The sequence below is a fragment of the Pseudomonas sp. CBS genome (assembly GCF_024734645.1).
Taxonomy (GTDB): domain Bacteria; phylum Pseudomonadota; class Gammaproteobacteria; order Pseudomonadales; family Pseudomonadaceae; genus Aquipseudomonas.
In genome coordinates, this window is sequence record NZ_CP102929.1 from 5,117,592 (window position 1) to 5,144,268 (window position 26,677).

Genomic DNA, 26,677 nt, shown 5'->3' on the forward strand with positions numbered 1-26,677 from the left:
GCCTATTTGACCGGCGTCTGCGGAACGTCGCTGACAGCCGCGACCTGATCTTTTGCCGGTTTGGCCATTGATACGGGTGCCTTGAGTTGCTGTGCCCGCGCTTGGGCGTCAGTCACCTGTTCCGGGCTCAGGCCCATGCGGCTGACCAGTTGCGCCGCTTGCCCCCAGTTGTCCTGGTAGATCAGCAACGTCACCAGGTTGACCGCCGCCAGTTGATCACTTTGCTTGAGTTCTATAGCCGTGAGGAATTCAAAGCGCGCGTCTTCCAGGCGCAGTTGATTGAGGTACACAACGCCCAGGTCGTTGCGGATCTTTTCATCGGTGGGCGACAGCGTGGCCGCGCGTTGCAAGTGCGCCATGGCTTGACCGTTGTCACCTTTGGCCGCCGCCAGTTGGCCGAGGCCATGTTCACCTTCGGCAGCCATGCAGGTGCCGAGCAGGCTGCGGTACAGCGGTTCGGCTTCGCTGCGTCCCAGCAAGCGGTAAACCTTGGCTTTGCGCTGGCGTACCTGAGGCAGGGTTTCCGGCAGGTTTTGCAGGTTGGCCAGGCTGGCGTGGAGTTTGCCGTCGTTGGCCATTTCGTCGGCCAGGTTCAGTGACAGTTCCTGGTCGGCGCCGGGTTTGGCACAACTGCCGGGCGTACCCAGGCCCGCCCACGGCATCTGCCCGTTAGTGGCGCAGCCGCCCAACAGCAACAGGCTGCACGCGATCATCAGTGTCTTCATGGCATGTCCTCTCAAGGCCCCATGGCCTTCGATATCGCGATAAAGCCGGGGCCGGCCAAAACGATCAGCAATGCCGGAAACAGGAAGACCATCATCACGACGGACATCTTGGCCGACATCTTGGAAATGTATTCCTGCATCCGGGTCAGGCGTCGGTCATCGAGCAACAGCTTGAGGGCCAGCAATGACTTCATTGCCCCGCCGCCCTGGTGCAGCAGTTGCTGGAGAATCGAACAGGTGTCGGTGAACTCGTCGACGCTCAACAGTTGGCTGGCTTTGCTCAGCTCCTCTCCCAACTCCAGGCCGGAGTCGACTCGAACCAGCACCAGGCGTAATTCTGCGGTGAGCACCGGCAGCAGCTTCTGCGCTTCATTGGTCATGACTCGCAGCGTCTGCTCCACCGCCATGCCCGACTCAAACAAAATGCGCAGCAGCGGAATAAAGGTCGACACTTCGCGCGCGATTTGTTCCTGCCGGCGTTTGGACAGGGATGCCAGAACCCGCTTGGGTATCAGGTAGCCGATGGCCAGGCCCAGGAACGGCGCGAGCCATTTCGGCTCGGCCTCGGGAAATAACAGGCTTTGCACCAGCAGGGTCAGGCCCAGCAACAGCAAGGGCGCGCCAACCTGGCAAGCAGCGAACATGGAGCGCTGGCTGGCCTTTCTCCAGCCGATGCGGTTGAGCAGGGTCTGGGTTTCGTTATCGAGGCTGATGGTGCGCTGGCCGAGTCGCGTGCTGCCCAGCTGACGCAACCACTCACCCAGGCGGTCCTCACGGCCGGTTTGGCCCTGTAGCCGCTGGGTGACCAGGCGGTCCTGGCGGCGCTGGCCCAACACGTTGGCGAGCACCAGCAACAGCGCAGCCAGAAACAGTAATGCACTGATCAGCAGGACCATGTCAGACGCTCCTCAGCATGCGCCACAGCGCCACGCAACCGATGATCTGCATGGCAAACGCGCCCAGCAGCATGTGCCGGCCACTGGTGTCTGCCCACATGCCTACCAGGTAGGTGGGGTTCGTCAGCAGGAAGTAACCGGCCACGCTGACCGGTAATAGCGCCAGCACCACAGCTGTGACGCGGGTTTCCCCGGTCATTGCCCGGAGTTGGCGGGCGCCTTGGTCCCGCTCGCGAATCATTTTGATCAGGTTTTCCAGCAACTCGCTCGCGTTGCCGCCATAGCGATGGTTGACCTTCAGGCCGATGGCAAACAGACGTAACTCATCCTGTTCGTAAAACTCGGCAAAATCCTCAGCGGCTTCGGGCAGGCTGACGCCCAGTTGAACGTTACGCTTGATCCGGCCCATGGACTTCTTCAGCGGGTCTTCGCTGGCATCGATACCGCCCAGCACCGCATCCGCCAGGGTGCGCCCTGACTTGAGGCTACGCACCGCGTGATCGAGCAGTTGCGGCAATTGCTCGATCATCCGGCGCAATCGCCGTTGATAGCGCAAAGCGATGTAAAGCCGCAGGGCCAGCGGCGGCACCACGAGCATCGCCAGCAAGCCGAGCCATTCGCCCGCAAGCACGCCCAGCAATACACCCACCGCCCATAGCGTCAGCCACAAACCGAGGCGTTCCGTCGGCCTGCCCAGGCCCGCGCGGATGAACGTACGCTCCAGTCGGGTGACCGCGCTTCTTTCGGCCGGGGCATGTGGCTGCCCTTCGGCCAGGCGCTCCAGCACCCGATCGGTCTGCGCCTTGCGCAAACCGCTGCGCATCAGGTGCAGCGCCAGCAGCAGCAGGCTCAGGGAAACGACCGCGAGCACAATCGGGAGGATCATCGCATTGGCCTCCTACAACGGCAGGTGGCTTTCACGGCGCAGCTTATCGCCGGCCGGGTTGAGCGCTTCGCGCAGGAAGCTGTTGCGCTTGTCGTGTCGAAACAGGGTGTTGGTGACATACACGTCATCGCGCACGCCCACCACTTCCACCACTTCGCTGACACAGCGACGGCCATCAGGCAGGCGCGTCAGTTGAATCACCACATCCAGGGCGGCGCAGATCATTTGGCGCAGGGTTTTTTCTGCCACCACTCGCCCGGTCAGGCCCACCAGGGTTTCCAGGCGCAGTAATGCGTCCTGGGCGTTGTTGGCGTGCACCGTACTCATCGAACCATCGTGGCCGGTGTTCATGGCGGTCAACACGTCGAGTACTTCGACGCCGCGAATCTCGCCAAGGATGATCCGGTCGGGACGCATCCGCAGGGCGTTGCGAATCAGGTCGCTGGCTTTCACCTCACCATGGCCTTCGGCGTTGGGCGGGCGGGTTTCCAAGCGCACAACGTGGGGATGGCCCAGTTGCAGTTCTGCCACATCTTCGATGGTGACCAGCCGTTCATGGGGGTTGATCAACTGGCTGAGGATATTGAGCAGTGTGGTTTTACCGGTGCCGGTACCGCCGCTGATGAGGATGTTGCAGCGCTTGCCGACGGCCTCCTGGAAGAATTCGAAGATCGATTGGTCGATGGTCTGCATCGCCACCAGGTCGCTGCTCTTGAGCATGTCCTTGCGAAACTTTCGAATCGACAGGCAAGGCCCGTCCAGCGCAATCGGTGGAATGATCGCATTGACCCGGCTGCCGTCGGGCAGGCGCGCATCGACCATTGGCGACGACTCGTCCAGGCGCCGACCCAATGGGGCGAGGATGCGTTGCATGACTCGCTCCACATGGTGGTCATCGATGAAACGCAAATCGCTCTGGTGCAGCAGGCCGTCGCGCTCGACAAATACCCGGTGCGGGCCGTTGACCAGAATCTCGGTAACGGAGGGGTCGCGCAGCAGCACTTCCAGTGGGCCAAAACCGGTCAGCTCATCGACGATTTCTTCGGCCAGGCGCTCCATTTCGTAGCGGGAAATCGCCAGGTGCATGCGCGTGATGTATTCGGCGACCTTGTCGATCACAAACTGCGCCAGGGATTGCCGGGTGCCTTCCAGCAGGTTTTTCCCCGACTCTTCGATGGCATCGATGATGTAACGGTGCAGCACCAGTTTCAGGCCATCGTGATCGGTATTGCCGACGCCGCCACGCCCGGGAACGCCGAACAGTTTTTCGCTGCTCATTTGGTCCCCAGTAGGCGGTTGAGCCAGTTGGTGGAGGGTTTTTCCAGGCCTTCGGAGCGCTTCGCCAGGCGCTCGCCCAGGGTGCGCAACGCTTGGGTCAGGGGCTCGCGCGGGGCCAGTGCAAACAGGGTCTGTGCCTGGTTCTTTGCACTCAGGCGAATCTCCGGGCTCAGGGCCAGCACGGCGATGACCTCCAGCCCGAAGCTTTTGCTCAAAGCGTCGGCGTCGGGGGCGGCCCCTTTCAGGTATCGGTCCACCAGCAAGCGGGCGTGCTCCAGCTTCATGCCTTTTTCCCGCCACAGGTTCAGTACCGCCAGATTGCGACGGCAGTCGGGCACGCTCTGATCGGTACACCACAGCAGTTTGTCGCAATGGCTGACAAAGGTGCGTAACGCTTCACTGTCCGGCTGGCCGGTGAGGTTGACCACGATGTGCTGGAAATGCTGACGCAGGGCGCTGAGCAGCATGTACAGCTCTGCGGCACTGGTACGCTCCAGCGGCTCGTCGTTGTCGTGGTAAGCGAGGATGCGCAGGCCGGCTTCGGCTGCGGTGAAGGCGCTGTTGATCAGCGTTGCGTCCAGGCGCCGCAAGTGGCGCAGGGCGTCGCCGAAATGAAAAGAACTTTCCAGCCCCAGCAGGGCCAGGCTGTCGGCGCGAGGCAGGCCCAGGTCGAGCAATAATGTGTGTTGTCCGCTTTTTTGCACCACGAGCGCCAGGTGGCTGGCGATCAGCGCCCCGTCGGCGTTGCCCTGGGTACCGTAAAGCACGGTGAGGCCGCCCAGGTGGGCATTGGGGGCGACGGCCGGCAAGCGTTTACTCAAGCGGCGAACCAGGCCGGCGACCTCGCTGGAGCGTGAGCCATAAGCGACGAAATCCCGCGCACCGGCCCGCATCGCATTGAGTACCAGTTGATTGTCCATGCCGTCGCCCAAGGCAACGATCGCCAGCATCGGCTTGGCTTCCAGAGCGCCTTCGATCAAGGCACATTGGGTGGTCACGTGCTCGCGGTCGAGGCCGATAAACACCAGGTTGGCAAAGGTGACATCCACCAGCGCCAACAGCTCGTCGAGGCTGCCACCGCCGGCGCCGACTACTTGCCCAAGGGGCGCGAGTGCACCCTGAAGCCATTCCAGATCCGTGGTGTTGCGGGTGATTGCCAAAAAAGTCTGGCTCAGGCTTTCACTCATTGGGACAGTCCTGTGCGGCGGTCGAAATTACCGTTTTCCAGGAAGAACAGGCGGTACCAGTTCGGGTCGTAGCTACGCAGTTTCTCTCCGGGCAAGGACGGCAGTTGGGCGTTCGCTGTCAGTGGCTGCACCAGGTGCGGGGTGACGATCATCAGCAGCTCTTTTTCTTCGCGGCTGATATTGGAATCCCGGAAGAACGCGCCGAGCACCGGGATGTCGCCAAGGCCGGGAAACTTGCTGATGGTGGAGCGGTTATTGGTGCTGATCAGGCCACTGATGACGAAGCTTTCCCCATCGGCCAGGGACACGCTGGTGTCTGTGCGGCGCACGGTCAGTGCCGGCACGGAGATCCCTTCGATTTGCACGGCGTTGGAGTAGTCCAGTTCGCTGACTTCCGGCGCGACCTTGAGGGAGATGCGATTACGGTCGATGACAGTGGGGGTCAGCGTCAGGCGAATGCCAAACTCCTTGTACTCGATGGAGATGGTGTCGCTGCCGGTGCTGGGCACTGGGATGGGCACTTCACCACCGGCCAGGAATGTCGCGCTTTGCCCGCTCATGGCGACCAGGCTGGGGCGGGCCAGGGTATAGGCAAAGCCACTGCGTTCCAGAGCGTTGATCAGCGCCCCGAACCGGCCGCTGCCGAAGCCGATATTGAAGCTGCCGTTATCCAGCGGCAGGGTGCCTGCGCCCGTGCCGGGGCTGCCGAACAGGAAATTGCGCGTGCCGCCAAAGATCGAGGTGCTGGCCTCTTTGAGTTTGGTGCGGCTGACCTCGACAAAGCGGATATCGGTTTGCACCTGGCTGGGCAGTGCAGGGTCGTCGGAGGGCGACAGGGCCAGGCTGGTCAGTGCCGAGGTGGCCTTGCCTTGAACAAACACCATGCTCTGGCGCGGGCTTGTGGAACAACCGGTCCAGACCATCAGGCTGGTCGCGCCGGGAGCCATGCCCGTGAGCAGGAACGATTGACTGCCGTTGACATGCACATCGGCAATCTTGGGGTCGCCAATGGCCAGGCGCGTGATCGGCACCGGAGACTGGATGGCCTGCTGGACGCCTTCACCGACCTCCAGCACCGCCGGCAATTGACCCAGGCTGGCACAGTTGCCCGGGGCTGCGAAGGCCAGCTCGAGGGGCAGGCTCAGGGTGAAAATGGCCCAGAGCACGCGTGGAAAAAACGGCACGGAACGACTGCTCATTCAAGGCATCCTTAGCTCTGTCAGGGCGTTTGTTGAGTAACCTGATTGCCGCGTATGACTTCGACCCCCGAGCGCCGTATCGCGCCACTCCCTGCCGATGGGTTGAAGCCGTTGATGGGGGCAGTACTTAACGCCAGTTGATTGAACTGATAGAGATCGCGCTTGGCGTTGTCGAGGTTCGCCGCGGAATCACGTTCTCCGCTCCAGTAATGGCTCAGCAGTTGCTCGTCGGCACTGCGTACCGCCAGGCGCAGCACGCCGGATTGTGCGGCGAGCATCAGCCGACTCAGCAGTTGCTCCGGCACCGCCAGGGTCACGATGCGTGCGCTGGCGCGACTCTGTTGCTGCCTGAGCTTTTCTTCGTCATTGGCCGGCGGTGGCGAGCCGGGCTTGCCGTCGTTGGTCAGCCCCAGTTGGTCACCGATGCCCAGCAGGCGCAATGCGGGTATGACGACTTGGGCTGACGGTTGCGGGTTGCTGGATTCCTGGCGCAGAAACAGCAGGACGTCGACATAATCCCCTGGGCTCAGTTGACCGCCGGCACCGCTCACTTCATCCACGGCCACCGCGAGTGCGCGCTCGTCAGGACGAATCATCCGCGACAGGTTGCTGCCTGAGTTGAAGCTTTCCTCGGTCAACCAGGTGCCGGCCGTGAGTGGCCGCCACGGTTTTCTGCCCACGGCCTGATCGAATGAGGTCAGGCTGCCGGCGGGAGGCGTGCGCAGTTTTTCCAGCACCAGATCGGCGTCTGTGAGTGCGACAAAGGCGGGTACATCGTGGGCCAGAACGACCACCGTCTGGCGCGTCTGGTCTTCAGCGGCAGCCATGGTTTGCACGACGGTCGAGGGTGGTTGGGCCACGGTGGGTGCGACAGGCGCGGGACGGCTCAGCACCAGGCCCCAATAGCCAGCAATGAGCGCACCTACTAATAGCAACCCGGCCAGGATCAAGCTGATGCGACTGTTCATGATGGCTCTCCCTATCCCGCTGCACCCACTGCTACTTCCTTCGAGTTCCTACGCAAACAGGTCGCTTTTAATCTCAACTATTTCGCTATTTGAAGGTAGTTCAACTAGGACAAAATGCCATTACTGCGCCGGAAAATATCTCCGATATCAGGTAAAACAGGCGGATTTCTGGCGTCAGGAGATGGCTAATACTTTGTGATTAATCCGTTCTTACAGTTGTTGGTATGGCGTTTGTTGACAATGCTCTAGTGGCACACCGGAATCATGTTGCAGCACTGCTACACCAGCGCCTTGAGCGCAAAGGAGAAGTCACTATGTTCCTTGATGCCATTCGCCGAGTTTTTGTCAAAATTCAGATTTTGTCCTACGGAAAAGAGGGAGCCTCCGGTATTGAATATGCGATTGTCGCGGCGATGTGCGCGGCAGTGATCGGGATTTTCATGTCGCCGATCAGCACGAAGGTCACGTCCATCTTTACCAGCATCAAGAATGGTATTGGTACTTGATTCGAGCGTCCCCTGTAGAACGATTGCCCTTCCCGGGAGACCTTGAATGTTTGCCAATAGCGTCCTGAACATTGTCGTGAAAATGCAGTCGTTCGTTTCTGCAAGGGAAGGTGCATCAGGGATTGAATACGCCATAGTGGCGGCCATGTGTGCGGCGGTGATCGGGATCTTCATGAGCCCGATCAGCGAGCGCGCCAAGGCGTTGTTTAACGTGCTCTCCGCGAGCATCACCTCCACCTGAGCAGACTGTCAGCGGCAAATGTTCCAAGGGCTACACTGAGTGAATCCTTAATTTCAGGCATTTCCCCATGAACTCCTCTTTGTCTCCCCGGCAACAAATCCTTTTGGTGGATGACGAAGAGGACGCCCTCATTGAACTGGCGGAATCGCTGGAGAACGAGGGTTTTGTCTGTTTCACCGCCACCTCGGTCACCTTCGCTTTGCAAGAGCTGACCCTGCACCCCGATATCGCCCTCGTAATCACCGACCTGCGCATGCCCGAGGAGAGTGGTATTTCCTTGATCAAGCGCCTGCGCGAACACACCGCTCGCCAGCACCTGCCGGTGATCGTCATGTCCGGCCATGCCGAGATGGATGATGTCAGCGATATGCTGCGTTTGCAGGTACTGGACCTGTTCCGTAAGCCGATCTATCTGGTGCGCTTGATCGACACCCTCAACAACCTTTTCCCCATCCCCAAGATCAGATTGATGTAGGAACGCGCTTGTGTGGGAGCGGGCTTGTGTGTGGGTGCGGGCTTTTGTGGGAGCGGGCTTGCTCGCGAAAAACGTCAACGATAACGCGGGCAGTCTGGTTCCCCGCGTTGTCTGGACGCTCTTCGCGAGCAAGCTCGCTCCTACAGTAAATAGGGGTCAGAGTTGGTAGCTGAAACTCAGCGTATACCGTGGGCGCCGATTAAAACTGTCCAGGGCAATGTCCGACATTGGCTTGGCCGCTTCCAGCGCAATGTTGTAGTACTTGTTGTCCCCGAAACGCAGGCCCACCGCCGCCGAAGACATGTTGTTGGCCTTGACCGGCAGCTCGTTGAACCAGGTCTTGGCCTTGTCGAGCACCACATACGGCTGCAGGATTTTTACCCATTCGCCGCTGCGGTTGAAGCTGTAGTTGACCTCATACGCCACGCCCCAACCCTTGTCGCCCGAGCCCTGGTCGTCGGGGTAGCCCCGCCCGAAATTCTGCCCGCCGAACGTCGCGCGTTCGCTGTCGGGCAGGGTGTCGTTGCTCCAGTAAACAGCCGCCGAGGCGACGCCTTGCCAGTTGTCGAAGAACTTGTCGCTCTGTACGCCCGAGAGGCGCAGGCGGAAGAAGTCGATGTCCGGTTTTATGCCTTCGAAGTCGCTGCGGGTCTTGGCGCCCAGGCCGTCGATGCCCTGGTACAGGCCGGCGCTGAGGATGCGCAGTTGGCGCGTGTCGGACTTGCGCCAGTCGCCCTCAAAAGCCAGGGCGCGCAGGTTGGTTTCCAGGTCGAAGCGTAGGGGGAAACCCACCAGTTGATAACGCGTGGTTTGGTCTACGGCATAGAGCCGCGTGCCCAGGGTCAGCGACTCGGTGGGAGAGGCGATCAGTGGATGGCTCAGGCCAACGGAGTAGCGGTCGATTTCCTGATGTGGCTTGAGTTCAAAACCGCCGTCCAGTTGCACGTTGCTGCGCGGGTCGGCGCGGTAGCGTTCGGCGTTCACCACCAGTTGGGTGCCCTCGGCGTTGACGAACTGGCTGTAGCCCAGGCGGTAGTAGTGCTCCTTGTCTTCGCCAGGCGGGAACAGGCCGCTGAGGCTCAGTTGCTCACCCATGGAGGTCTGGGAGTTGCTGGTGCCGGTGATCAGGGCTTGCAGGCCACCACGGCTGTCGTCGGTCATGCTCATGCTGCTGGTGAAGGGTTTGCGCGAGGCCTGGATCTGCATGTGCGTGCCGCCATCGGTAGTACCCGGCGGCGGTACTTGCGCCTGCAGCGTCACACCCGGAATACGCCCCATCAGCGTGGTGTAGCGCTCGAAGGTCTTGCGGGTCAGCGGGCGTTCACCCAGCAGCTTGGCCGCCAGTTTGTCGACGTAGGCCGAGACTGAGCCGATGTCGCCCTGCACGTTGTAATCCTTGATGTAGCCTTCCACCAGTACCACGTGCACCAGGCCGTTTTCGAAGCGCTGATCAGGCAGGTAGGCGTAGGACAGCAGATAGCCGTCCTGCTGATAGCGGCGGGTGATGCCGCGGGTGGCTTCGATCAGGTGGGCGAGGGTCGTTTCGTGGCCAATCAGCGGCTCGAAAACCTGGGCCACATCCTTGAGTGGGTAGATCGTGCCGCCATCGATTTGCAGCTTGCGGATGGTCACTTTGGTGTCCATCAACAGCGGCTTATTCTGGGTAGCGGCCGGCTCGGGCAGCTGGGTCTGCGGCGTGACCGGACGATAGGCGTCGGCGGGTAGATTGGGCACCGGCAGGTTGCGAATGGTGTCGTTGCTGTTGAGGAAGCTGGGCAGGGTCTCGGCGTGGACACTGGCAGCAATCAGGGTGAGTAGAAACAAAGGCGTCAAGGCGCGCATAGGACACTCCATGGTCAAACTGCAGCAGCGTTTCGCGGGTCCCCGCCGGGCTCTGGGGCGCGGTCCGGGAGGGCCTTCACTGGCCAATAAAAAAGACGAGAGACTCATTGGAATCTCTCGTCTCAACCAAGCGTAGGCGCTGGAGGGGAGGCCGTCTAATGGCCAGGTGCAATTCTATTTTTTGCCGGTCAGCCCGCCGAGCAAGCCGCCCAGGCCACCACCGGTGTTGGTGTTTGCAGTGCCCCCTGCGGTGCCTCCTGCAGAAGCGCTGGCACCTACGTTCAAGCCGCCGAGCAGACCACCACCGCTACCGCTGGTGCCGCCGGTGACCAAGCCTCCCACCGAGCCGACCGTGTTACCGACTGCATTCAGCGTACCGCCTACGGCGTTGGTGATCGGGTTGGCATTGGCTGCCGTCAGGTTGGTGCCCAGGCCGCTGACTGCGCCGCCGACTTGGGTCACCAGGCCGTTCACCGGTGCACCGACACCGGTGGTGGTGCCGATGTTTTGGGTCAGCCCGGCAACGCTCGTCGTCACTGGGTTCAGTGCGGCGCCGACAGTGGTCGCCAGACCCGCGACCGGAGCCGTGGCGCCGGTGTTGGCTACGCCGTTGCCGCCAATCAGCGTGCCGACGGACGCGACGGTGTTGCCCACGGCACCACCGGTTACGCCCGCAGCACTGACAGTGCCATTGGTGTTGCCGATATTCAGGCCGTTGCCGACGTTGGCGACAAGGCCACCGACCAGTTCAGGCAGACCCGATTGCGGAGTCGTGGTTGCCGGATTGACGTAGCCACTCGACTTATCAACGGTGGTGCCGACGCCAGTCAACACGCCACCGACGAGTGTCCCGACAGGGTTGCCCGCACCGCCGGCGCTGGCCACCTGGCCACCCAGGCCGGTGACAGTGGCGCCCACTTTATCGATCAAACCACCCACCGGGTTGCCCAGGCCTGTCTTGTTGCCCAGGTTACCTGTGGTGTTTTCCACCAGAGAGACGACGGGCACCAGTACGCTTTTGCCGAGCGTATTGGTCAAACCGCCCAGTGGTCCGGTGGTGCTGGCCGTGCTCAAGGTGTCGCCGAGCATGGTCACGGTTTGGCCGACGTTATCGACCAGGCCACCAGCCGCACCGCCTACGCCGCCGGTCAAGCCACCGACCACGGGAATGCCGCCCAACGTAGTGCCCAGGGATTTGCCGGTGTTGGAAACGCCGGTGCCCAGGTCGGCCACGCCGTTGGCGACACCGGCAACAGTGGTGCCCAAGGCATTGCTATTGGTACCCAGTGTGCCCAGGCCGTCGGTCAGGCCGGTGCCGATGCTGTTGACGGCAGTGCCTGTCGCGGTGACGAGCCCGCCAGCAGTGGTGCCGACAATGGGGACAGTGGTGAGGGTTGAACCCAGGTCGCCCACTGCAGTGCCGACGTTGCCGACGACACCGCCGACAGCGCCAACTACCTGGCCGGTGACCAGCGGAGTGGTCGAACCTGTACCGCCGCCGGTACCGCCACCTGTGCCACCGCCTGTACCGCCGCCAGTGCCGCCACCTGTGCCACCGCCGGTACCTCCGCCAGTGCCGCCACCTGTGCCACCGCCTGTACCGCCGCCAGTGCCACCACCTGTGCCGCCGCCAGTGCCACCACCTGTGCCGCCGCCGGTACCACCTCCAGTACCGCCATCAGTACCGCCGCCGGTACCACCTCCAGTACCGCCATCAGTGCCTCCGCCGGTACCGCCGCCAGTGCCGCCATCTGTACCACCGCCAGTGCCACCACCTGATCCGGCGCCGGCATCCGGAGAGGACGCGGCGACGCTGCTGTGATGACCACCACCACCGCTGCTGCAGCCTCCGAGGCTTACTGCCAGAACCAGGGCCAGCGCGGTACTTGCTTTCCACAACACGACTTGAGTTTTCATGATTGATTTCCTTGCACCAGGTACAGCCTTTGCTGTTATCGAAGTTCGCTGTTTCTAGGGGCAGCGATACATTCGTCCGTTGTGGCTATAACAGACCCGGGTGCGTTATCTCGCAACGCTCAACTTGGTATTAACGATTTATATACAGATAGAGTTAGTCTGCTTAGCGACTAATACCAAGGGTGTAGTGGGGGAGGATGTAGGAGTTGCGAAGTGTTTAAAATCATAGGGTTAATAAAGATAGCGGGCTATCGATAGCCCGCTATAACTTAGGATGTATATATACAATTTATCAGGAGATTGGCCGCCAACGCCCGGCCATGTGTTCAATATCCCCAGCACCCTTTAGTTGAAACTCACCACTTGAGCCCGCAGCACTTGTCAATAAAGTTACCTCGCTGGGCAAACGCACCGGTTTTTTAAACTCGACGTCTATTTCGATATTGGCCGCAGGCAAATGCTCGCTCAGCGCGGCCAGTGCGCGTGCCTTGTTCCACAACCCATGGGCGATGGCCTGAGGGAAGCCAAATAACTTGGCAGTGAGGGCGCTCAAGTGAATCGGGTTGTAGTCGCCGGACACCCGGGCGTAACGGCGCCCGATGTCGGCAGGGGCTTTCCAGCGGGTCAGCTCGCTCACGTTGGTGGGCGCTTGCAGGGTGTTGTCCGCCGCAGCGCCATCGAGTTTCACGCCGCGACAGAGCATTCGGCTTTCGGCTTCCCACAGCAGCCCCAATGAGTCCTCGACTGTGGTCACGATATCGAAGGTCGCGCCCTTGGCATGGGGTTGCAAATTCTGCGCGTAGACACCAACCGTCAGGTCGCTCACACCACCCAATGGGCGCAGGATGCGGATCCGGTTGCTCAGGTGGATCAACCCCAGCAGCGGGAATGGAAACGCCTTGTCGGCGAGCAATTGCATCTGCAGGCCGAACGCCAGGATATGGGGATAAGTGGCCGGCAGCACCGGGCTCTGGGCAAACCCGCAGACCTTGCGATAAGCGTCCGCATCCTTGGGGTTAACGCTGACCCGGCAGCGCAACCCTTGCTCGGGCAGCGTGGTGCCGGTGATCTTGCGCTTGAGCGCCGCACGCCAATACAGCGGCGGCAGAAACGGGGTGCTGCCTAATGTGTGCCACTGCATGCTTACGCTCCCAATAGACTTTGCCCACACACCCGCAACGCTTGCCCGCTGACTGCGCCCGAGCCCGGTTGACCGAGCCAGGCCACCGCTTCGGCGACGTCCTGGGGCAGCCCGCCCTGGCCCAGCGAACTCATACGCCGCCCGGCCTCGCGCAAGGCGAAGGGAATATGTGCGGTCATCTGAGTTTCGATGAAGCCTGGGGCCACGGCATTGATGCTGATCCCGCGTTCCCCCAGCAACGGCGCCCACGCCTGTGCCAGGCCGATCAGCCCGGCCTTGCTCGCGGCGTAGTTGGTCTGCCCGCGATTACCGGCGATACCGCTGATGGACGCCAGCAGCACCACGCGGCCGTTGTCGTGCAGGGTGCCGTTGTCCAGCAGCGCCTTGGTCAGCACTTGCGGCGCGTTGAGGTTGACTGCCAATACTGCGTCCCAGTATTCCGGGGTCATGTTGGCCAGGGTTTTATCGCGGGTGATGCCGGCGTTGTGCACCACGATGTCGAGGCCGTCCGGCAGGTGCTCGATCAACTGCGTGGCGGCGTCTTCGGCGCAGATATCCAGGGCGATGCTGCGGGCACCCAGGCGCGCGGCCAGGGCATCGAGGTCGGCCTTGGCTTGGGGCACGTCCAGCACAATCACCTCGGCACCGTCACGGGCCAGGGTTTCGGCAATCGAGGCGCCAATGCCGCGGGCCGCACCGGTCACCAATGCCTTGCGCCCGGCCAGTGGTCGGGTCCAATCCTCGACCTGGGTCGGGCAGGCATTCAAACGAATCACTTGGCCTGAGATATACGCGCTTTTGGGTGATAGGAAGAACCGCAACGCACCTTCCAGCTGGTCTTCGGCGCCGTCGCCCACGTACAGCAACTGCAGGACGCCGCCGCTGCGCAGCTCTTTCGCCAACGAGCGGCTGAAGCCTTCAAGGGCGCGCTGGGCGCTGGCGGCAAATGGGTCGTTGAGGCTTTCCGGGGCGCGGCCAAGGATCACCAGGTGCGCGCTGTGGTCGAGGTTCTTCATCAACGGCTGAAAGAATTCCCGCAACTGCTTGAGTTGATCGGTGTGCTGCAACTGGCTGGCGTCGAACACCACGGCCTTGAGCTTGGGCCCGTGGCCGGGAATCCAGGTGGTTGCCGTCGACGGTTCGGTGCCGTAGCTATAGATAGCGTCGGTCAGCTTATTGGCGAATGGCAGGATTTTTGTTGCCAACGGGCCGCCGCCGATCAGCAGTGCACCCTCCACCGGGCGCAGGCGTCCGGCCTGCCAGCGTTCCAGGCGCACCGGTGACGGCAGGCCAATGGCGGCGACCAGGCGATGGCCGAGGCTGGAGTTGGCGAAGTCGATATAACGGTCAGACATGGAACGCTCTCCGAGTGCTGGGGTTCAAACGGTGGACCATCAATAGGTGAAAGTCGTTCGATTGAGCCTAGGCTAGGCTCAGAGATTCACCCCATAACCTCAAGGGAGCTTTCCATGACTCAATTGCGCCGTGTAGCGATCATTGGCGGTAACCGCATCCCCTTCGCCCGCTCCAACGGCCCTTACGCCACGGCGAGCAACCAGGCGATGCTGACCGCCGCCCTGGAAGGCCTGATCGAACGCTACAACCTGCACGGCCTGCGCATTGGCGAGGTGGCCGCCGGGGCGGTGCTCAAGCATTCCCGGGACTTCAACCTGACCCGCGAGTGTGTGCTGGGCTCGCGCCTGTCGCCGCAGACGCCGGCCTACGATATCCAGCAGGCCTGTGGCACAGGGCTGGAAGCCGCGTTGCTGGTGGCGAACAAGATTGCTCTGGGGCAGATCGAGTGCGGGATTGCTGGCGGCGTTGACACTACGTCCGACGCGCCGATTGGGGTGAATGAGGGACTGCGCAAAATCCTGCTGCAAGCCAATCGCAGCAAATCCATGGCGGATAAATTAAAAGTCCTGTTACAACTTCGTCCCCATCACCTCAAGCCGGAACTGCCGCGCAACGGCGAACCGCGCACCGGGTTGTCCATGGGCCAGCATTGCGAATTGATGGCGCAGACCTGGCAGATCCCCCGCGCCGAGCAGGATCAACTGGCATTGGAAAGCCACCAGAAAATGGCCGCGTCCTACGCCGAGGGCTGGCACAACGATCTGCTCACGCCCTTTCTCGGCCTGACCCGCGACAACAACCTGCGCCCCGACCTGACCCTGGAAAAGCTCGCCAGCCTCAAGCCGGCCTTCGAGCGCAGCGAAAAGGGCACCCTCACCGCTGGCAATTCGACGCCGCTGACCGACGGCGCCTCGTTGGTGCTGCTGGGCAGTGAAGCCTGGGCCAAGGAGCGCGGCTTGCCGATTCTTGCCTACCTGCGTGATGGCGAAGCGGCGGCGGTGGATTTCGTCAACGGCGCCGAAGGCCTGCTGATGGCGCCGGTGTATGCCGTACCGCGCTTGCTGGCCAGGAATGGCCTGACGCTGCAGGACTTCGATTACTACGAGATCCATGAAGCCTTCGCTGCCCAAGTGTTGTGCACGCTGAAGGCCTGGGAAGATCCGGAATACTGCAAGACCCGCCTGGGGCTGGACGCACCGCTGGGCTCCATCGACCGCAGCCGCTTGAACGTCAAAGGCAGCTCATTGGCCGCCGGTCATCCGTTTGCCGCCACTGGCGGGCGGATCGTCGCCAACCTGGCCAAGTTGTTGGACGCAGCCGGCAAGGGCCGGGGCCTGATCTCGATCTGCGCCGCCGGGGGCCAGGGCGTCACCGCGATTATTGAGCGCTGAATTACACTATGGATGAACAACAACCCCTGTAGGCGCGAGCTTGCTCGCGAAGGTCGTTAACGATGACGCGGGCATCCTGAATCGACGCGGCGTCCTCGGGTTTTTCGCGAGCACGCTCGCTCCTACAGGGGATTGCAGATTAATCTGGCATATTGGATGCATTCTTAAGCGGTCAAAGGTCGGTACCCTCTCCCCGAGGCGAGAGGATTGCCGTATAACGAGTGCCATACGCGTGTTTGGTAATAAAGGACCCACAATAAAAGCTGATGAAGACTCCTAAACGCATTGAACCCCTGATCGAGGACGGTCTGGTCGACGAGGTGCTGCGCCCACTCATGAGTGGTAAAGAAGCAGCTGTTTACGTGGTGCGCTGCGGCAACGAGTTACGTTGCGCCAAGGTCTACAAGGAGGCGAATAAACGAAGTTTTCGTCAGGCGTCCGAATACCAGGAAGGCCGCAAGGTCCGCAACAGCCGCCAGGCCCGGGCCATGGCCAAGGGCTCCAAGTTCGGCAAGAAAGAAACCGAAGACGCCTGGCAGAACGCCGAAGTAGCAGCGCTGTTTCGTCTGGCCGGTGCGGGCGTTCGCGTGCCCAAGCCGTACGACTTCCTTGAAGGCGTGCTGCTGATGGAGCTGGTGGCCGATGAATACGGCGACGCGGCGCCACGTCTGAACGACGTGACGCTGGAGCCGGACCAGGCCCGCGAATACCACGCCTTCCTGATTACCCAGATCGTGCTGATGTTGTGTACCGGCCTGGTGCACGGTGACCTTTCCGAGTTCAACGTGCTGCTGACGCCGACGGGCCCGGTGATCATCGACCTGCCCCAGGCGGTGGATGCGGCGGGCAACAACCACGCGTTTACCATGCTGGAACGGGATGTGGGCAACATGGCTTCCTACTTCGGGCGCTTTGCCCCGGAGTTGAAGAAGACCAAGTACGCCAAGGAGATGTGGGCGCTGTACGAAGCCGGCACTCTGCACCCGGCCAGCGTCTTGACCGGCGAGTTCGACGAGCCGGAAGAGTTGGCTGACGTGGGCGGTGTTATCCGCGAGATCGAAGCGGCGCGGCTCGATGAAGAGCGTCGCCAGGCGATCCGTGCGGCAGACGATGCGCCACCGAGCAAGGCATCGGAAGAGCCTCCACCGCCGCCCTGGATGCAGTGATCCAACGGCGAGTGGATATCCAAATGTGGGAGCGGGCTTGCTCGCGAAAGCGCTGGTTCAGTCAACTGATGTATTGACTGACACTCCGCATTCGCGAGCAAGCCCGCTCCCACATTAGGTTCCGTGCATGTCTGGTTAAACTTGCTCAGGTGCAACAACTGCCCGACGCCAATTCCTTGAGAATCGGGCAATCCGGCCGATGATCGCCCTGGCAGTGTTCTACCAGGTCCTGCAACGTATCGCGCAACTGCCCCAACTCGCGGATCTTCTGGTTCAGCTCATCGATATGCTGGCGGGCCAGTGCCTTGACGTCGGCACTCGCACGGTCCCGGTCCTGCCAGAGGGTCAGCAACTTGCCAACCTCCTCAAGGGAAAACCCCAGATCCCGCGAACGCTTGATAAACGCCAGGGTGTGCAAATCATCGGCGCTATAAATGCGGTAGCCGCTGTCGGTGCGATGGGCGGCTTTCAACAAGCCGATGGACTCGTAGTAACGAATCATCTTGGCGCTCAGGCCACTTTGGCGTGCTGCTTGGCCGATGTTCATGGACGTTCGTCCTCCAGATCCTTGGGTTTCCAGGTTTTCAACAGCAGCGCATTACTCACCACGCTGACGCTGGACAGCGCCATGGCCGCGCCGGCCATTACCGGGTTGAGCAGGCCGAACGCGGCCAGCGGAATGCCGATCAAGTTATACACAAAGGCCCAGAACAGATTCTGTCGAATTTTCGCATAGGTCTTGCGGCTGATTTCCAGCGCGGCGGGCACCAGCCGTGGGTCGCCGCGCATCAGGGTGATCCCGGCGGCGTGCATGGCCACGTCGGTGCCGCCACCCATGGCGATGCCGATGTCGGCCGCGGCCAGGGCCGGTGCGTCGTTGATGCCGTCGCCGACCATCGCGACCACGCCGGTCTTCTTCAGCTCGGCGACGGTAGCCGCCTTGTCCGCAGGCAACACCTCGGCGTGCACGTCGTCGATGCCCAAGGCTTCGGCGACCACGCGGGCGCTGCCACGGTTGTCGCCGGTCAGCAGGTGGCTGCTGATGTGCCGCGCCTTGAGTGCCTGTATCGCTTGCAGGGCGCCCGGTTTAAGCGTGTCACCGAAGGCGAACAAACCCAGCACGCGGGGCTGCGGGCCTTGCTCGATCAGCCAGGACAAGGTGCGGCCTTCCGCCTCCCAGGCGCTGGCCGAGTCGGCGAGATCACCGGTGCTCAAGCCCGTTTCCTCCAGCAGGCGACGGTTGCCCAGCGCCAGTTGCCGACCCTCGAGAGTGCCTGCGATACCGCGCCCGGTGAGGGACTGGCTGGCGCTGACATCGGCCACGTTCAGGCCCTTTTCGGCACAGGCGTCCAGCACCGCCTTGGCCAGCGGATGTTCACTGCCGCGTTGCAGCGCGCCGGCCTGTTGCAGCAGGGCCGCTTCGTTGCCATCGACGGCGGCCAAGTGCGCAATTTTCGGTGCGCCGGAGGTCAGGGTGCCGGTCTTGTCGAATACCACGGCGCTGACTTCATGGGCTCGCTCCAGGGCTTCGGCGTCCTTGATCAGGATGCCGTGGCGGGCGGCGACGCCGGTGCCGGCCATGATGGCGGTGGGTGTGGCGAGGCCAAGGGCGCAAGGGCAAGCGATCACCAACACGGTCACGGCATTGATCAGCGCAACTTCCAACGGTGCGCCATACAGCCACCAGCCGATCAGCGTGGCCAAGGCCAGCACCAGCACCACCGGCACGAACACCTGGCTGACTTTATCCACCAGCTTCTGGATCGGAGCCTTGGCGGCCTGGGCGTCTTCCACCAGGCGGATAATCCTTGCCAGTACGCTCTCTGCGCCAAGGGCCAGGGTGCGCACCAGCAGCCGGCCTTCGCCGTTGATGGCGCCGCCGGTGACTGCATCGCCCGGCTGCTTCGGCACCGGCAGGCTTTCACCGCTGATCAGCGCCTCGTCGGCATGGCTTTGGCCTTCAACCACTTCGCCGTCCACCGGGAAGCGCTCGCCGGGTTTGACCAGCACCAGGTCATTCAGCTTGAGGGCGGTGATGGCAACGTCCTGCTCGCGGCCGTCGATCACCTGGATCGCCCGCTCCGGACGCAAGGCTTCCAGGGCGCGGATGGCACTGGCGGTCTGGCGCTTGGCGCGGCTTTCCAGGTATTTGCCCAGCAGCACCAGGGCGATCACCACGGCCGAAGCTTCGAAATACAGATGGGGCATCGTGCCGGCGGATGCCGTGAGCCATTCATAGATACTCAGGCCGTAACCGGCGCTGGTGCCGATGGCTACCAACAGGTCCATATTGCCGGCTCCGGCGCGTACGGCTTTCCAGGCGGCGATATAGAAGCGTGCGCCGAAAATGAACTGCACCGGGGTGGCCAGGGCAAATTGAACCCAGGCCGGAAGCATCCAGTGCAGCCCGAACGGTTGCACCAGCATCGGCAGCACCAACGGCGCGGCGAGCAGGATCGCCAGCAGCAGCGACCAACGCTCATGGCTCAGGCGTTGTTTCTGGCTGGCCTGGGTGGCGGTTTCGCTTTGGGGCAGGCTGGCGGTGTAGCCGGCCTTGTCGACGGCGGCGATCAGGACGCTGGGGTCCATTTGGCCGAGCACTTCGATGTGGGCGCGTTCGTTGGCCAGGTTGACGCTGACGCTTTGCACCCCGGGCACTTTGCCCAGTGCCCGTTCAACCCGCCCGGCGCAGCTGGCGCAGGTCATGCCGCTGATCGGCAGGTCGAAGGTGGTGGATCCGTTCATGGGCAGTACTCCAGGAGAGATTGCCCATAGGATCAACCTTGACCTGCGGGGAAGGTCAAGGCGCTTTTTACTGTAGGAGCGAGCTTGCTCGCGAAAAGCTTGAGGGCGCCGCGTTTATCCAGGATGAACGCGTCATCGTTAACGTTTTTCGCGAGCAAGCTCGCTCCTACAGGTTTTCGGGGCTTAGTATTCCAGTGCGGCCGGCTTCAGGTACATGCCGTCCGGACCTTGCGCGATACGCAGCTTGCGCACGTCACCGGCCTTCAACGTAATGTTTTGCGCCGGTGGCGCGAGCATGCCCGGCAAGCAACCCTGGGATTGACCCGGCAACAACTTCAGGCGCAACGACACATTCCCGGCCGGCAAGTTGAAGGAGGTGGCCTGCTCCTGGAACAGCCGCCCGGCCAACTGGTCCTGGATGTACAAGCCAATCTCGCAGTTGGTGGGCACTTCCAGGCGCTCCCGGGAAATAATCAGCACCGCATAATCTTCATCTGCGCTGGCCGGTGGCACAGCAGCAAACAAGCCCATCAGGCTGACAAGGCCAAAAAATGACCAGCGCATGGCGAATTCTCCGAGGTTCACATCGTGGATAGGTGCAGCTTGGCCGAGGGCGCGAATGAATGCCAGCCCGGCCGATGTTTTCAGAACTTGACCTTGCCATCGTGGCAAGGTCGAAACTGCGGGCAACCTCATCAAAGGAGTCATGTCATGCAAGTATTCAGCGTTGAAGGAATGACCTGCGGCCACTGCGTTCGCTCGGTTACCCAGGCGGTGCAGGATAAGGACCCGGCCGCCAGCGTGCGCGTCGACCTCGCGGCGAAAGAAGTCGGCGTGGAAAGCAGCCTGCTGTCGCCGGCCGAAGTGATCAACCTGATCAGCGAGGAAGGCTACAGCGTCAAGCTCGCCTGATTTTCTGATAGTTAGCGAGCTAACTTAATGTTCAAGGCACCCGCGCCCGGCTAGACTGTCGGGCTGCCGACTCACCTGGGTGCCTGATGAACCTTCGTATAATCCTGATTCTGGGGGCCTTGAGCGCGTTCGCGCCGCTGGCCATCGACTTCTACCTGCCGGGTTTCCCGGCCATGGCCGTGGCATTCGGCACCGACGAAAAACATATTCAACTGACCTTGGCCGTGTACTTCACGGGCCTGGCGATCGGCCAGTTGATCTATGGACCGCTGGCGGACCGTTTTGGCCGACGCGGGCCGCTGCTGAGCGGTGTCACCCTGTTTACCCTGGCTTCCTTTGCCTGTGCATACGCGCCTTCCCTGGAATGGCTGATCGGCGCGCGTTTCGTCCAGGCCTTGGGTGGTTGTGCGGGCATGGTGATCTCCCGGGCGGTGGTCAGCGATAAATGTGACGCGGTGGGCTCGGCCAAGGTGTTTTCGCAACTGATGCTGGTTACCGGGCTGGCGCCGATCCTCGCGCCGCTGGCGGGCGGGGTAATGGTCGGTATCTGGGGCTGGCAGTCGATCTTCCTGGCGCTGACGGCATTCAGCGTGATGGCAGCCATCGCGGTAGCCGTCGGGCTGCCGGAAAGTTTCCCCGCCCACCAACCGCGCCAGCCGCTGTCGGGCGCGTTGCGTCAGTACGGCCGGTTGCTGTCGGACCGGGTGTACCTGGGCTATGCCTTGACCGGCGGTATCTCGATTGCCGGCATGTTTGCCTACATCGCGGGCTCGCCTTTCGTCTTTATCAAACTCTATGGCGTGCCCGCCGAGCACTATGGCTGGGTCTTCGGCTCCAACGCCGCCGGCTTTATCCTGGTGGCACAGGTCAATGCGCGCCTGCTGGCCTCGCGCGGCCCCGCGTTTCTGCTGTCGCGCACGGTGTGGGTCTACTTGGCGGCGGGCCTGTCGTTGCTGGCCATTACTGCTTTGCGCACTGACGCCTTGTGGCCACTGTTGGTACCGCTGTTTATCTGCATCGCCAGCCTGGGCTGCATTCTGCCGAATACGTCGGCCTGCGCCATGAGCGGGCAGGGCGCGCGGGCGGGCAGCGCGTCGGCGTTGCTCGGTTGTATTCAGTTTGGTGTGGCGGCCGGCGCTGCATCGTTGGTCGGCGTGTTGCACGACGGCACGGCGATGCCGATGGCAATGGTCATCAGCTTGTGTGGCGTGCTTGCGGTGACGTTCGCGATGCTGACCCGGCGCCTGCAGCGCCAACGGGCACTGCAAGCGGCGGACTGAGCGGGTCAGCCAGCAGAACGCTGCTGGCTTTCGGGGAATCGGTGAGGGGCCTGGATACGGGTTTGCAGGGTGTCGGCAAACGCGCGGGCTTCGGCCTCACTGCGGAAGGTAAAGGCGTTCTGGTCGAGACGGACCTGCCATTTGTTGCCTTCGGATCTTGCTAGCGCTTTTATCAGGATCTTCATTGCTGACTTCCTCACGTAAATTGCGTGGCAAAGGCGGCCAATATAAACCCGAATACGCTCACAAATATGACAAGGATCAAGTCTCTGACTAGCGGTGTCGTCCATTACTCACATGAATAACAGACGACACTGACAGAACCTTTCGTTAGAACCCTTCCAGCACGATCTTGCCCTTGGCCTTACCGCTTTCCAGCAGTTCGTGGGCGCGGCGCAGGTTGGCCGCGTTGATCACGCCAAAGTGCTCGCCCACCGTGGTTTTCAGGGTACCGGCGTCGATCAGTTCGGCGACGCGATTGAGCAGGTTGTGCTGCTCGATCATGTCACTGGTCTCGAACATCGAGCGGGTGTACATGAACTCCCAATGCAGCGACAGGCTCTTGCGCTTGAGCTTGCTGATATCCAGCGCTTTGGGGTCGTCGATCAGCGCCAGTTTGCCTTGTGGAATCAGCGCTTCTACCAGTTGGTCCAGGTGCTGGTCGGTCTGCGTCAGGCTGGCGACGTAGTTCACCTGCGGATGGCCAGCCTTTTTCAGCTCTTCACTCAGCGGTTTGCTGTGGTCGATCACCAGGTCGGCACCCAGGTCCTTGGCCCAGGCTTGGGTTTCAGGCCGGGAGGCGGTGCCGATGACTTTCACGCCGGTAAGCTGTTTCGCCAGTTGGGTCAGGATCGATCCCACACCACCCGATGCGCCGACAATCAGCAGGCTCTGGCCTTCATCGGGCTTGCCTTCACGCACTTGCAGGCGTTCGAACAGCAACTCCCAGGCGGTGATGGCGGTCAGCGGCAGGGCGGCCGCGTCGGCGAAACCCAGGGTTTTCGGCATGTGGCCGACGATGCGCTCATCCACGGTGTGCAGTTCGCTGTTGCCACCGGGACGTACCAGGGAGCCGGCGTAGAACACCTTGTCACCGACCTTGAACAGGCTCACTTCACTGCCCACGGCCTTGACCACACCGGCCACGTCCCAGCCCAGCACTTTGGCGGCACCGTTTTCCGGGGCGACGTTCTGGCGCACCTTGGTGTCCACCGGGTTCACCGAGATGGCTTTGACTTCCACCAGCAGGTCGCGAGGACCGGCGACCGGTTCGGGCAGTTCGATGTCTTGCAGGGATTTTGGATCGTTGATGGGCAATGCAGCGTAGTAGGCAATGGCTTTCATGAGGGTTTCCAAAAAGGGGGCGGTTGATCAGGCAAGAAACTTCAGGCGCTTGAGTTCGAAATGCTCGAGCACGTCGGCAGCCTTGGCGCGGAAATTCTGGATATGCGCGCTCTGGTCGTGATCGGCCAGTGCGGCGTCGTCGCTCCAGCGTTCGAGCATGTAGAAGGTCTCGGGGTGTTGCAGGTCCTGGTGCAGGTCGTACTGCTGGCAGCCGGCTTCGATGCGGGTGGGTTCCAGCAGTTCGCGCAGCAAGGTTTCCAGGGTGGCTTGTTGGCCGGGTTTGGCGATCAGCGTGGCGATGACGTTAAAGGCAGCGGACATATTCGACTCCAGACACGTGATGAACGGGATGGACAGATGATTGGCTATTTCTCTGGAAGATAAAACCCGCTAAAAGAGCAGTCTCTTTCAATGTTTTTTTGATAATGGGCGGTCGGCGTGCTGCGTTTTGATGACTTGCAGTTGTTTGTGCGTGCGGCAGACCTGGGCAGCCTTTCGGCTGCAGCACGGGTGATGGACATGTCGGCGGCGGTGGCCAGCGCGGCGTTGAAGCGTATCGAGCAGCAACTGGGCGCACGTTTGCTGGCGCGCTCCACCCGCAGCCTGCGCCTGACCGCCGAGGGTGAAGGCTTTCTGGAATACGCTCGAGCTGCCCTGAGCAGCCTGGATGAAGGCCGGCGCTTATTGGCCAGTGGCCAGGACCAGGTCAGCGGGGTGCTGCAGCTGTCGGCGCCGTCGGACTTTGGGCGTAATCAACTGTTGCCTTGGCTGGATGAGTTCCAGCGTGAATACCCCGACCTGAGCGTACGCCTGCTGTTGGGCGACCGGATTGCCGACCTGTTCCGCCAGCCGGTGGACATCGCCCTGCGCTACGGCGAACCCGAAGACTCCAGCCTGATCGCGCTGCCCATCGCCCCGGACAACTACCGTGTGCTCTGCGCCGCCCCCAGCTACCTGGCGCGGCATGGCGAACCGCGCCATCTGGAACAGCTCACCCAACACAATTGCCTGCTGTATATGCTCGGCAGCCGGGTGCATGACCATTGGGGTTTCAACGATGGCAAGCGCGACGTCAGCCTGACCGTGACCGGCGACCGCTTCAGTGATGATGCCGATGTGGTGCGGCGTTGGGCGGTGGCCGGGGTGGGTATCGCCTACAAATCCTGGCTGGATGTGAGCTCTGATGTGTTGGCGGGGCGCCTGCGCCTGATCCTGCCGGAGCTGCGGGGCGAGCGCACGCCGCTCAACCTGTTGTGCGCCCATCGCGCGCAACTGAGCAAGCCGATCAATCTTCTGCGGGAAATGCTCGTTGCGCGTTGTGCGACATTGACTGCGCAGTTGCCGGAGCGGTCGGCCTCTACACCCTAACTCCGGGAATATCGGGAAATTTCCTTCAGCCTCTGTCCTTGGTTGCGCTGTAAGACGGCACGGAACCGGGCGTTTTCACGCTTATACTTTTCTGCGAACCGCAGCAGACGAATGATTCAACAGGGAGTGAATGAGCACATGGAACAGGCACCTTGCATCAGTCAGATCGCCACTTTGCTGGCCGACCCGAAACGTACCGCGATGGTCTGGGCGTTGATGGATGGCTCGGCCAAACCCTCCGATGAATTGGCTCTACTGGCGGGGCTGTCGCCGGCCTCGGCCAATGCTCACCTGACGCGATTGACGGCCGGCGGCCTGCTGCGCGTCGAAGCCCGTAGCGGTAAACGCTTTTTCCGTGTGGCCGCTGCCGACGTAGGGGCCGCCGTGGATGCCCTGGCCTGTACCACCATGGCCAGAATCGCCCGCAGCACGCCCGCTCATTCCCAGTCCTTGATTGCGCCTGCGGCTTTACGGCGGGCAAGGCTTTGCCAAGGGCACCTCGGTGGTGAGTTGGCGGCGGGGTTGTATCAACGGATGATGGCGGCAGGGTGGATCGAGCGTGCAGAGCAGCGCACGGAAGTGACGCCCCTTGGCGCCCGCAAACTCGCAGCGCTGGGGATTTTTACCCAGGCACTGGCTCAGCCGATCGTGTGCGATTGTTTTGATTGGAGCGAACAGCAGCCGCACCTGGGCGGTGCGTTGGGGGTCGCGCTGTTGCAGCTGTGTTTGCAGTCGAACTGGGTCAGTGTGATCAATGAGTCCCAGGCGCTGCAGGTCAGTGAAGCCGGGCAACTGGAAATTGCCCGGCTCGCCAGGCCGGTCGGTGATTAAGGCTTGACCAACCGTGCATCCAGGCTGTTTTGCGCCAGGCGTTTGGCCTGGTCCTGGGTCATGCCCAGGGAGGTGTACAGCGCATGGAAGTTCTCGGTGACATAACCGCCGAAGTACGCCGGGTCATCCGAGTTCACCGTGACCTTCACCCCACGCTCGAGCATGTCGAGGATGTTGTGCTGGGACATGTCGTCGAACACGCACAGCTTGGTGTTGGACAGCGGGCACACCGTCAGCGGGATCTGCTCGTCGATGATCCGCTGCATCAGGCGTTCGTCTTCAATGGCGCGTACACCATGGTCGATACGCTGGATTTTCAGCAGGTCGATGGCCTCCCAGATGTACTCCGGCGGGCCTTCTTCGCCGGCGTGGGCGACGGTCAGGAAACCTTCGTGACGGGCACGATCAAACACGCGTTGGAACTTGCTCGGCGGGTGACCCATTTCCGAACTGTCCAGACCCACGGCAACAAACGCATCACGGAACGGCAGCGCCTGGTCGAGGGTTTTTTCGGCTTCTTCTTCGCTCAGGTGGCGCAGGAAGCTCAAGATCAAACCGCTGGTGATGCCCAGTTGTTGCTCGCCGTCTTTCAACGCGGCAGCGATGCCATTGAGCACCACTTCGAAGGGGACGCCACGGTCGGTGTGGGTCTGCGGGTCGAAGAACGGTTCGGTATGGATCACGTTCTGCGCCTTGCAGCGCAGCAGGTAGGCCCAGGTCAGGTCGTAGAAGTCCTGGGAGGTGCGCAGTACATCCGCACCCTTGTAGTACAGGTCGAGAAACTCTTGCAGGTTGTTGAAGGCGTAGGCCTTGCGCAGGGTTTCGACGTCGTTCCACGGCAGTGCGATTTTGTTGCGTTCGGCCAGTGCGAACAGCAGCTCAGGCTCCAGGGAGCCTTCCAGGTGCAGGTGCAATTCAGCCTTGGGCAGGGCGTTGAGCCAATCGTACATTTATAAATTCTCATCAGGTGCAATGGCGGCATTCTACAGGCGCACGCCGAAATAATCGGCAAAACCTGACCAA

At 61.8% G+C, this 26,677-nt stretch carries 27 protein-coding genes; 9 read left to right on the forward strand and 18 right to left on the reverse strand.

From position 1 onward, the window contains the following. Positions 1-2: 2 nt before the first annotated feature. From NVB75_RS23340 to cpaB, 7 genes are read right to left on the reverse strand one after another with little or no spacing between them, the layout of a single operon-like run. Entirely contained in the window at positions 3-725 is a 723-nt protein-coding gene (locus NVB75_RS23340) for a lipopolysaccharide assembly protein LapB (protein ID WP_258343534.1), read from the reverse strand. Between the two features lie 11 nt (positions 726-736). Further along, entirely contained in the window at positions 737-1,621 is an 885-nt protein-coding gene (locus tag NVB75_RS23345; RefSeq protein ID WP_258343535.1) for a type II secretion system F family protein, read from the reverse strand. Position 1,622: 1 nt separating this feature from the next. Next, positions 1,623-2,507 carry a type II secretion system F family protein gene (locus NVB75_RS23350; protein ID WP_258343537.1) on the reverse strand — a complete coding sequence of 295 codons (885 nt, stop codon included), beginning with the start codon at positions 2,505-2,507 and terminating at the stop codon, positions 1,623-1,625. A 12-nt stretch (positions 2,508-2,519) separates the two neighbouring features. Continuing rightward, positions 2,520-3,785, reverse strand: coding sequence for a CpaF family protein (locus NVB75_RS23355; protein WP_258343539.1), 1,266 nt, complete (start codon positions 3,783-3,785; stop codon positions 2,520-2,522). Continuing rightward, entirely contained in the window at positions 3,782-4,972 is a 1,191-nt protein-coding gene (locus NVB75_RS23360; RefSeq protein ID WP_258343540.1) for a pilus assembly protein, read from the reverse strand. The genes NVB75_RS23355 and NVB75_RS23360 overlap by 4 nt, the downstream gene beginning before the upstream one ends. Beyond that, the gene (locus NVB75_RS23365) at positions 4,969-6,171 is read right to left on the reverse strand and encodes a type II and III secretion system protein family protein (protein ID WP_258343542.1); all 1,203 of its coding nucleotides are present in this window, start codon (positions 6,169-6,171) and stop codon (positions 4,969-4,971) included. The genes NVB75_RS23360 and NVB75_RS23365 overlap by 4 nt, the downstream gene beginning before the upstream one ends. Before the next feature lie 20 nt (positions 6,172-6,191). Beyond that, positions 6,192-7,139, reverse strand: a complete 948-nt coding sequence (gene cpaB / locus NVB75_RS23370) for a Flp pilus assembly protein CpaB (RefSeq protein ID WP_258343543.1) — start codon at positions 7,137-7,139, stop codon at positions 6,192-6,194. A 314-nt stretch (positions 7,140-7,453) separates the two neighbouring features. Here cpaB and NVB75_RS23375 point away from each other — a divergent pair, with 314 nt between their 5' ends. The 3 genes from NVB75_RS23375 (at position 7,454) to NVB75_RS23385 (ending at position 8,361) form a co-directional block, all read left to right on the forward strand. Then, the gene (locus NVB75_RS23375) at positions 7,454-7,645 is read left to right on the forward strand and encodes a Flp family type IVb pilin (protein WP_258343544.1); all 192 of its coding nucleotides are present in this window, start codon (positions 7,454-7,456) and stop codon (positions 7,643-7,645) included. A gap of 46 nt (positions 7,646-7,691) precedes the next feature. Continuing rightward, a complete protein-coding gene (locus tag NVB75_RS23380) occupies positions 7,692-7,886 on the forward strand; it encodes a Flp family type IVb pilin (RefSeq protein WP_258343545.1) in 195 nt (64 codons plus the stop codon). 67 nt (positions 7,887-7,953) lie between these two features. Continuing rightward, a complete protein-coding gene (locus NVB75_RS23385; protein ID WP_167664888.1) occupies positions 7,954-8,361 on the forward strand; it encodes a response regulator in 408 nt (135 codons plus the stop codon). Between the two features lie 156 nt (positions 8,362-8,517). Here NVB75_RS23385 and NVB75_RS23390 read toward each other — a convergent pair whose 3' ends face one another. The 4 genes from NVB75_RS23390 to NVB75_RS23405 all read right to left on the reverse strand — a co-directional run bounded on the left by NVB75_RS23390 (position 8,518) and on the right by NVB75_RS23405 (position 14,616). Beyond that, the gene (locus tag NVB75_RS23390) at positions 8,518-10,203 is read right to left on the reverse strand and encodes a ShlB/FhaC/HecB family hemolysin secretion/activation protein (RefSeq protein ID WP_258343546.1); all 1,686 of its coding nucleotides are present in this window, start codon (positions 10,201-10,203) and stop codon (positions 8,518-8,520) included. 174 nt (positions 10,204-10,377) lie between these two features. Further along, on the reverse strand, positions 10,378-12,120 hold the full coding sequence (locus tag NVB75_RS23395; RefSeq protein ID WP_258343547.1) for a collagen-like triple helix repeat-containing protein: 1,743 nt from the start codon (positions 12,118-12,120) through the stop codon (positions 10,378-10,380). 292 nt (positions 12,121-12,412) lie between these two features. Continuing rightward, positions 12,413-13,261 (reverse strand): MaoC/PaaZ C-terminal domain-containing protein, encoded by an 849-nt coding sequence (locus NVB75_RS23400; RefSeq protein ID WP_258343548.1) that lies wholly within the window; start codon positions 13,259-13,261, stop codon positions 12,413-12,415. A gap of 2 nt (positions 13,262-13,263) precedes the next feature. Further along, complete coding sequence (locus tag NVB75_RS23405) at positions 13,264-14,616, reverse strand: 3-oxoacyl-ACP reductase (protein WP_258343549.1); 1,353 nt, start codon at positions 14,614-14,616, stop codon at positions 13,264-13,266. A 114-nt stretch (positions 14,617-14,730) separates the two neighbouring features. On the opposite strand from NVB75_RS23405, the gene NVB75_RS23410 reads away from it, so the two are divergent. Then, positions 14,731-16,008 (forward strand): acetyl-CoA C-acetyltransferase, encoded by a 1,278-nt coding sequence (locus NVB75_RS23410; protein WP_076017946.1) that lies wholly within the window; start codon positions 14,731-14,733, stop codon positions 16,006-16,008. A gap of 266 nt (positions 16,009-16,274) precedes the next feature. Continuing rightward, complete coding sequence (locus NVB75_RS23415) at positions 16,275-17,174, forward strand: PA4780 family RIO1-like protein kinase (RefSeq protein WP_017478460.1); 900 nt, start codon at positions 16,275-16,277, stop codon at positions 17,172-17,174. Between the two features lie 145 nt (positions 17,175-17,319). Here NVB75_RS23415 and cueR read toward each other — a convergent pair whose 3' ends face one another. The 3 genes from cueR to NVB75_RS23430 form a co-directional block, all read right to left on the reverse strand. Continuing rightward, complete coding sequence (gene cueR, locus NVB75_RS23420) at positions 17,320-17,721, reverse strand: Cu(I)-responsive transcriptional regulator (RefSeq protein ID WP_258343551.1); 402 nt, start codon at positions 17,719-17,721, stop codon at positions 17,320-17,322. Continuing rightward, positions 17,718-19,919 carry a cation-translocating P-type ATPase gene (locus NVB75_RS23425; RefSeq protein ID WP_258343553.1) on the reverse strand — a complete coding sequence of 734 codons (2,202 nt, stop codon included), beginning with the start codon at positions 19,917-19,919 and terminating at the stop codon, positions 17,718-17,720. Before NVB75_RS23425 ends, cueR begins: the two co-directional genes overlap by 4 nt. Positions 19,920-20,102: 183 nt before the next feature. After that, complete coding sequence (locus NVB75_RS23430) at positions 20,103-20,483, reverse strand: hypothetical protein (RefSeq protein ID WP_003211148.1); 381 nt, start codon at positions 20,481-20,483, stop codon at positions 20,103-20,105. 147 nt (positions 20,484-20,630) lie between these two features. Between NVB75_RS23430 and NVB75_RS23435 the strand changes: the two genes are divergently transcribed. Beyond that, complete coding sequence (locus NVB75_RS23435) at positions 20,631-20,831, forward strand: heavy-metal-associated domain-containing protein (RefSeq protein ID WP_063033291.1); 201 nt, start codon at positions 20,631-20,633, stop codon at positions 20,829-20,831. Between the two features lie 86 nt (positions 20,832-20,917). Beyond that, the gene (locus NVB75_RS23440; RefSeq protein ID WP_063033290.1) at positions 20,918-22,111 is read left to right on the forward strand and encodes a multidrug effflux MFS transporter; all 1,194 of its coding nucleotides are present in this window, start codon (positions 20,918-20,920) and stop codon (positions 22,109-22,111) included. Between the two features lie 5 nt (positions 22,112-22,116). On the opposite strand, the gene NVB75_RS23445 is transcribed toward NVB75_RS23440, so the two are convergent. The 3 genes from NVB75_RS23445 to NVB75_RS23455 form a co-directional block, all read right to left on the reverse strand. After that, a complete protein-coding gene (locus NVB75_RS23445) occupies positions 22,117-22,296 on the reverse strand; it encodes a hypothetical protein (RefSeq protein ID WP_003211153.1) in 180 nt (59 codons plus the stop codon). A 145-nt stretch (positions 22,297-22,441) separates the two neighbouring features. After that, complete coding sequence (locus NVB75_RS23450; protein WP_258343555.1) at positions 22,442-23,455, reverse strand: zinc-binding alcohol dehydrogenase family protein; 1,014 nt, start codon at positions 23,453-23,455, stop codon at positions 22,442-22,444. 27 nt (positions 23,456-23,482) lie between these two features. Continuing rightward, positions 23,483-23,776 (reverse strand): putative quinol monooxygenase, encoded by a 294-nt coding sequence (locus NVB75_RS23455; RefSeq protein ID WP_177025961.1) that lies wholly within the window; start codon positions 23,774-23,776, stop codon positions 23,483-23,485. Between the two features lie 117 nt (positions 23,777-23,893). On the opposite strand from NVB75_RS23455, the gene NVB75_RS23460 reads away from it, so the two are divergent. Both NVB75_RS23460 and NVB75_RS23465 read left to right on the forward strand, forming a co-directional pair. Next, complete coding sequence (locus NVB75_RS23460) at positions 23,894-24,823, forward strand: LysR family transcriptional regulator (RefSeq protein ID WP_063033286.1); 930 nt, start codon at positions 23,894-23,896, stop codon at positions 24,821-24,823. Between the two features lie 138 nt (positions 24,824-24,961). After that, positions 24,962-25,654: a helix-turn-helix transcriptional regulator gene (locus NVB75_RS23465; protein ID WP_258343556.1), complete on the forward strand. Its 693-nt coding sequence runs from the start codon at positions 24,962-24,964 to the stop codon at positions 25,652-25,654. Here NVB75_RS23465 and NVB75_RS23470 read toward each other — a convergent pair. Beyond that, a complete protein-coding gene (locus NVB75_RS23470; protein WP_008430770.1) occupies positions 25,651-26,604 on the reverse strand; it encodes an adenosine deaminase in 954 nt (317 codons plus the stop codon). The two genes, NVB75_RS23465 and NVB75_RS23470, sit on opposite strands and share 4 nt — an antisense overlap. Between the last annotated feature and the right edge of the window lie 73 nt (positions 26,605-26,677).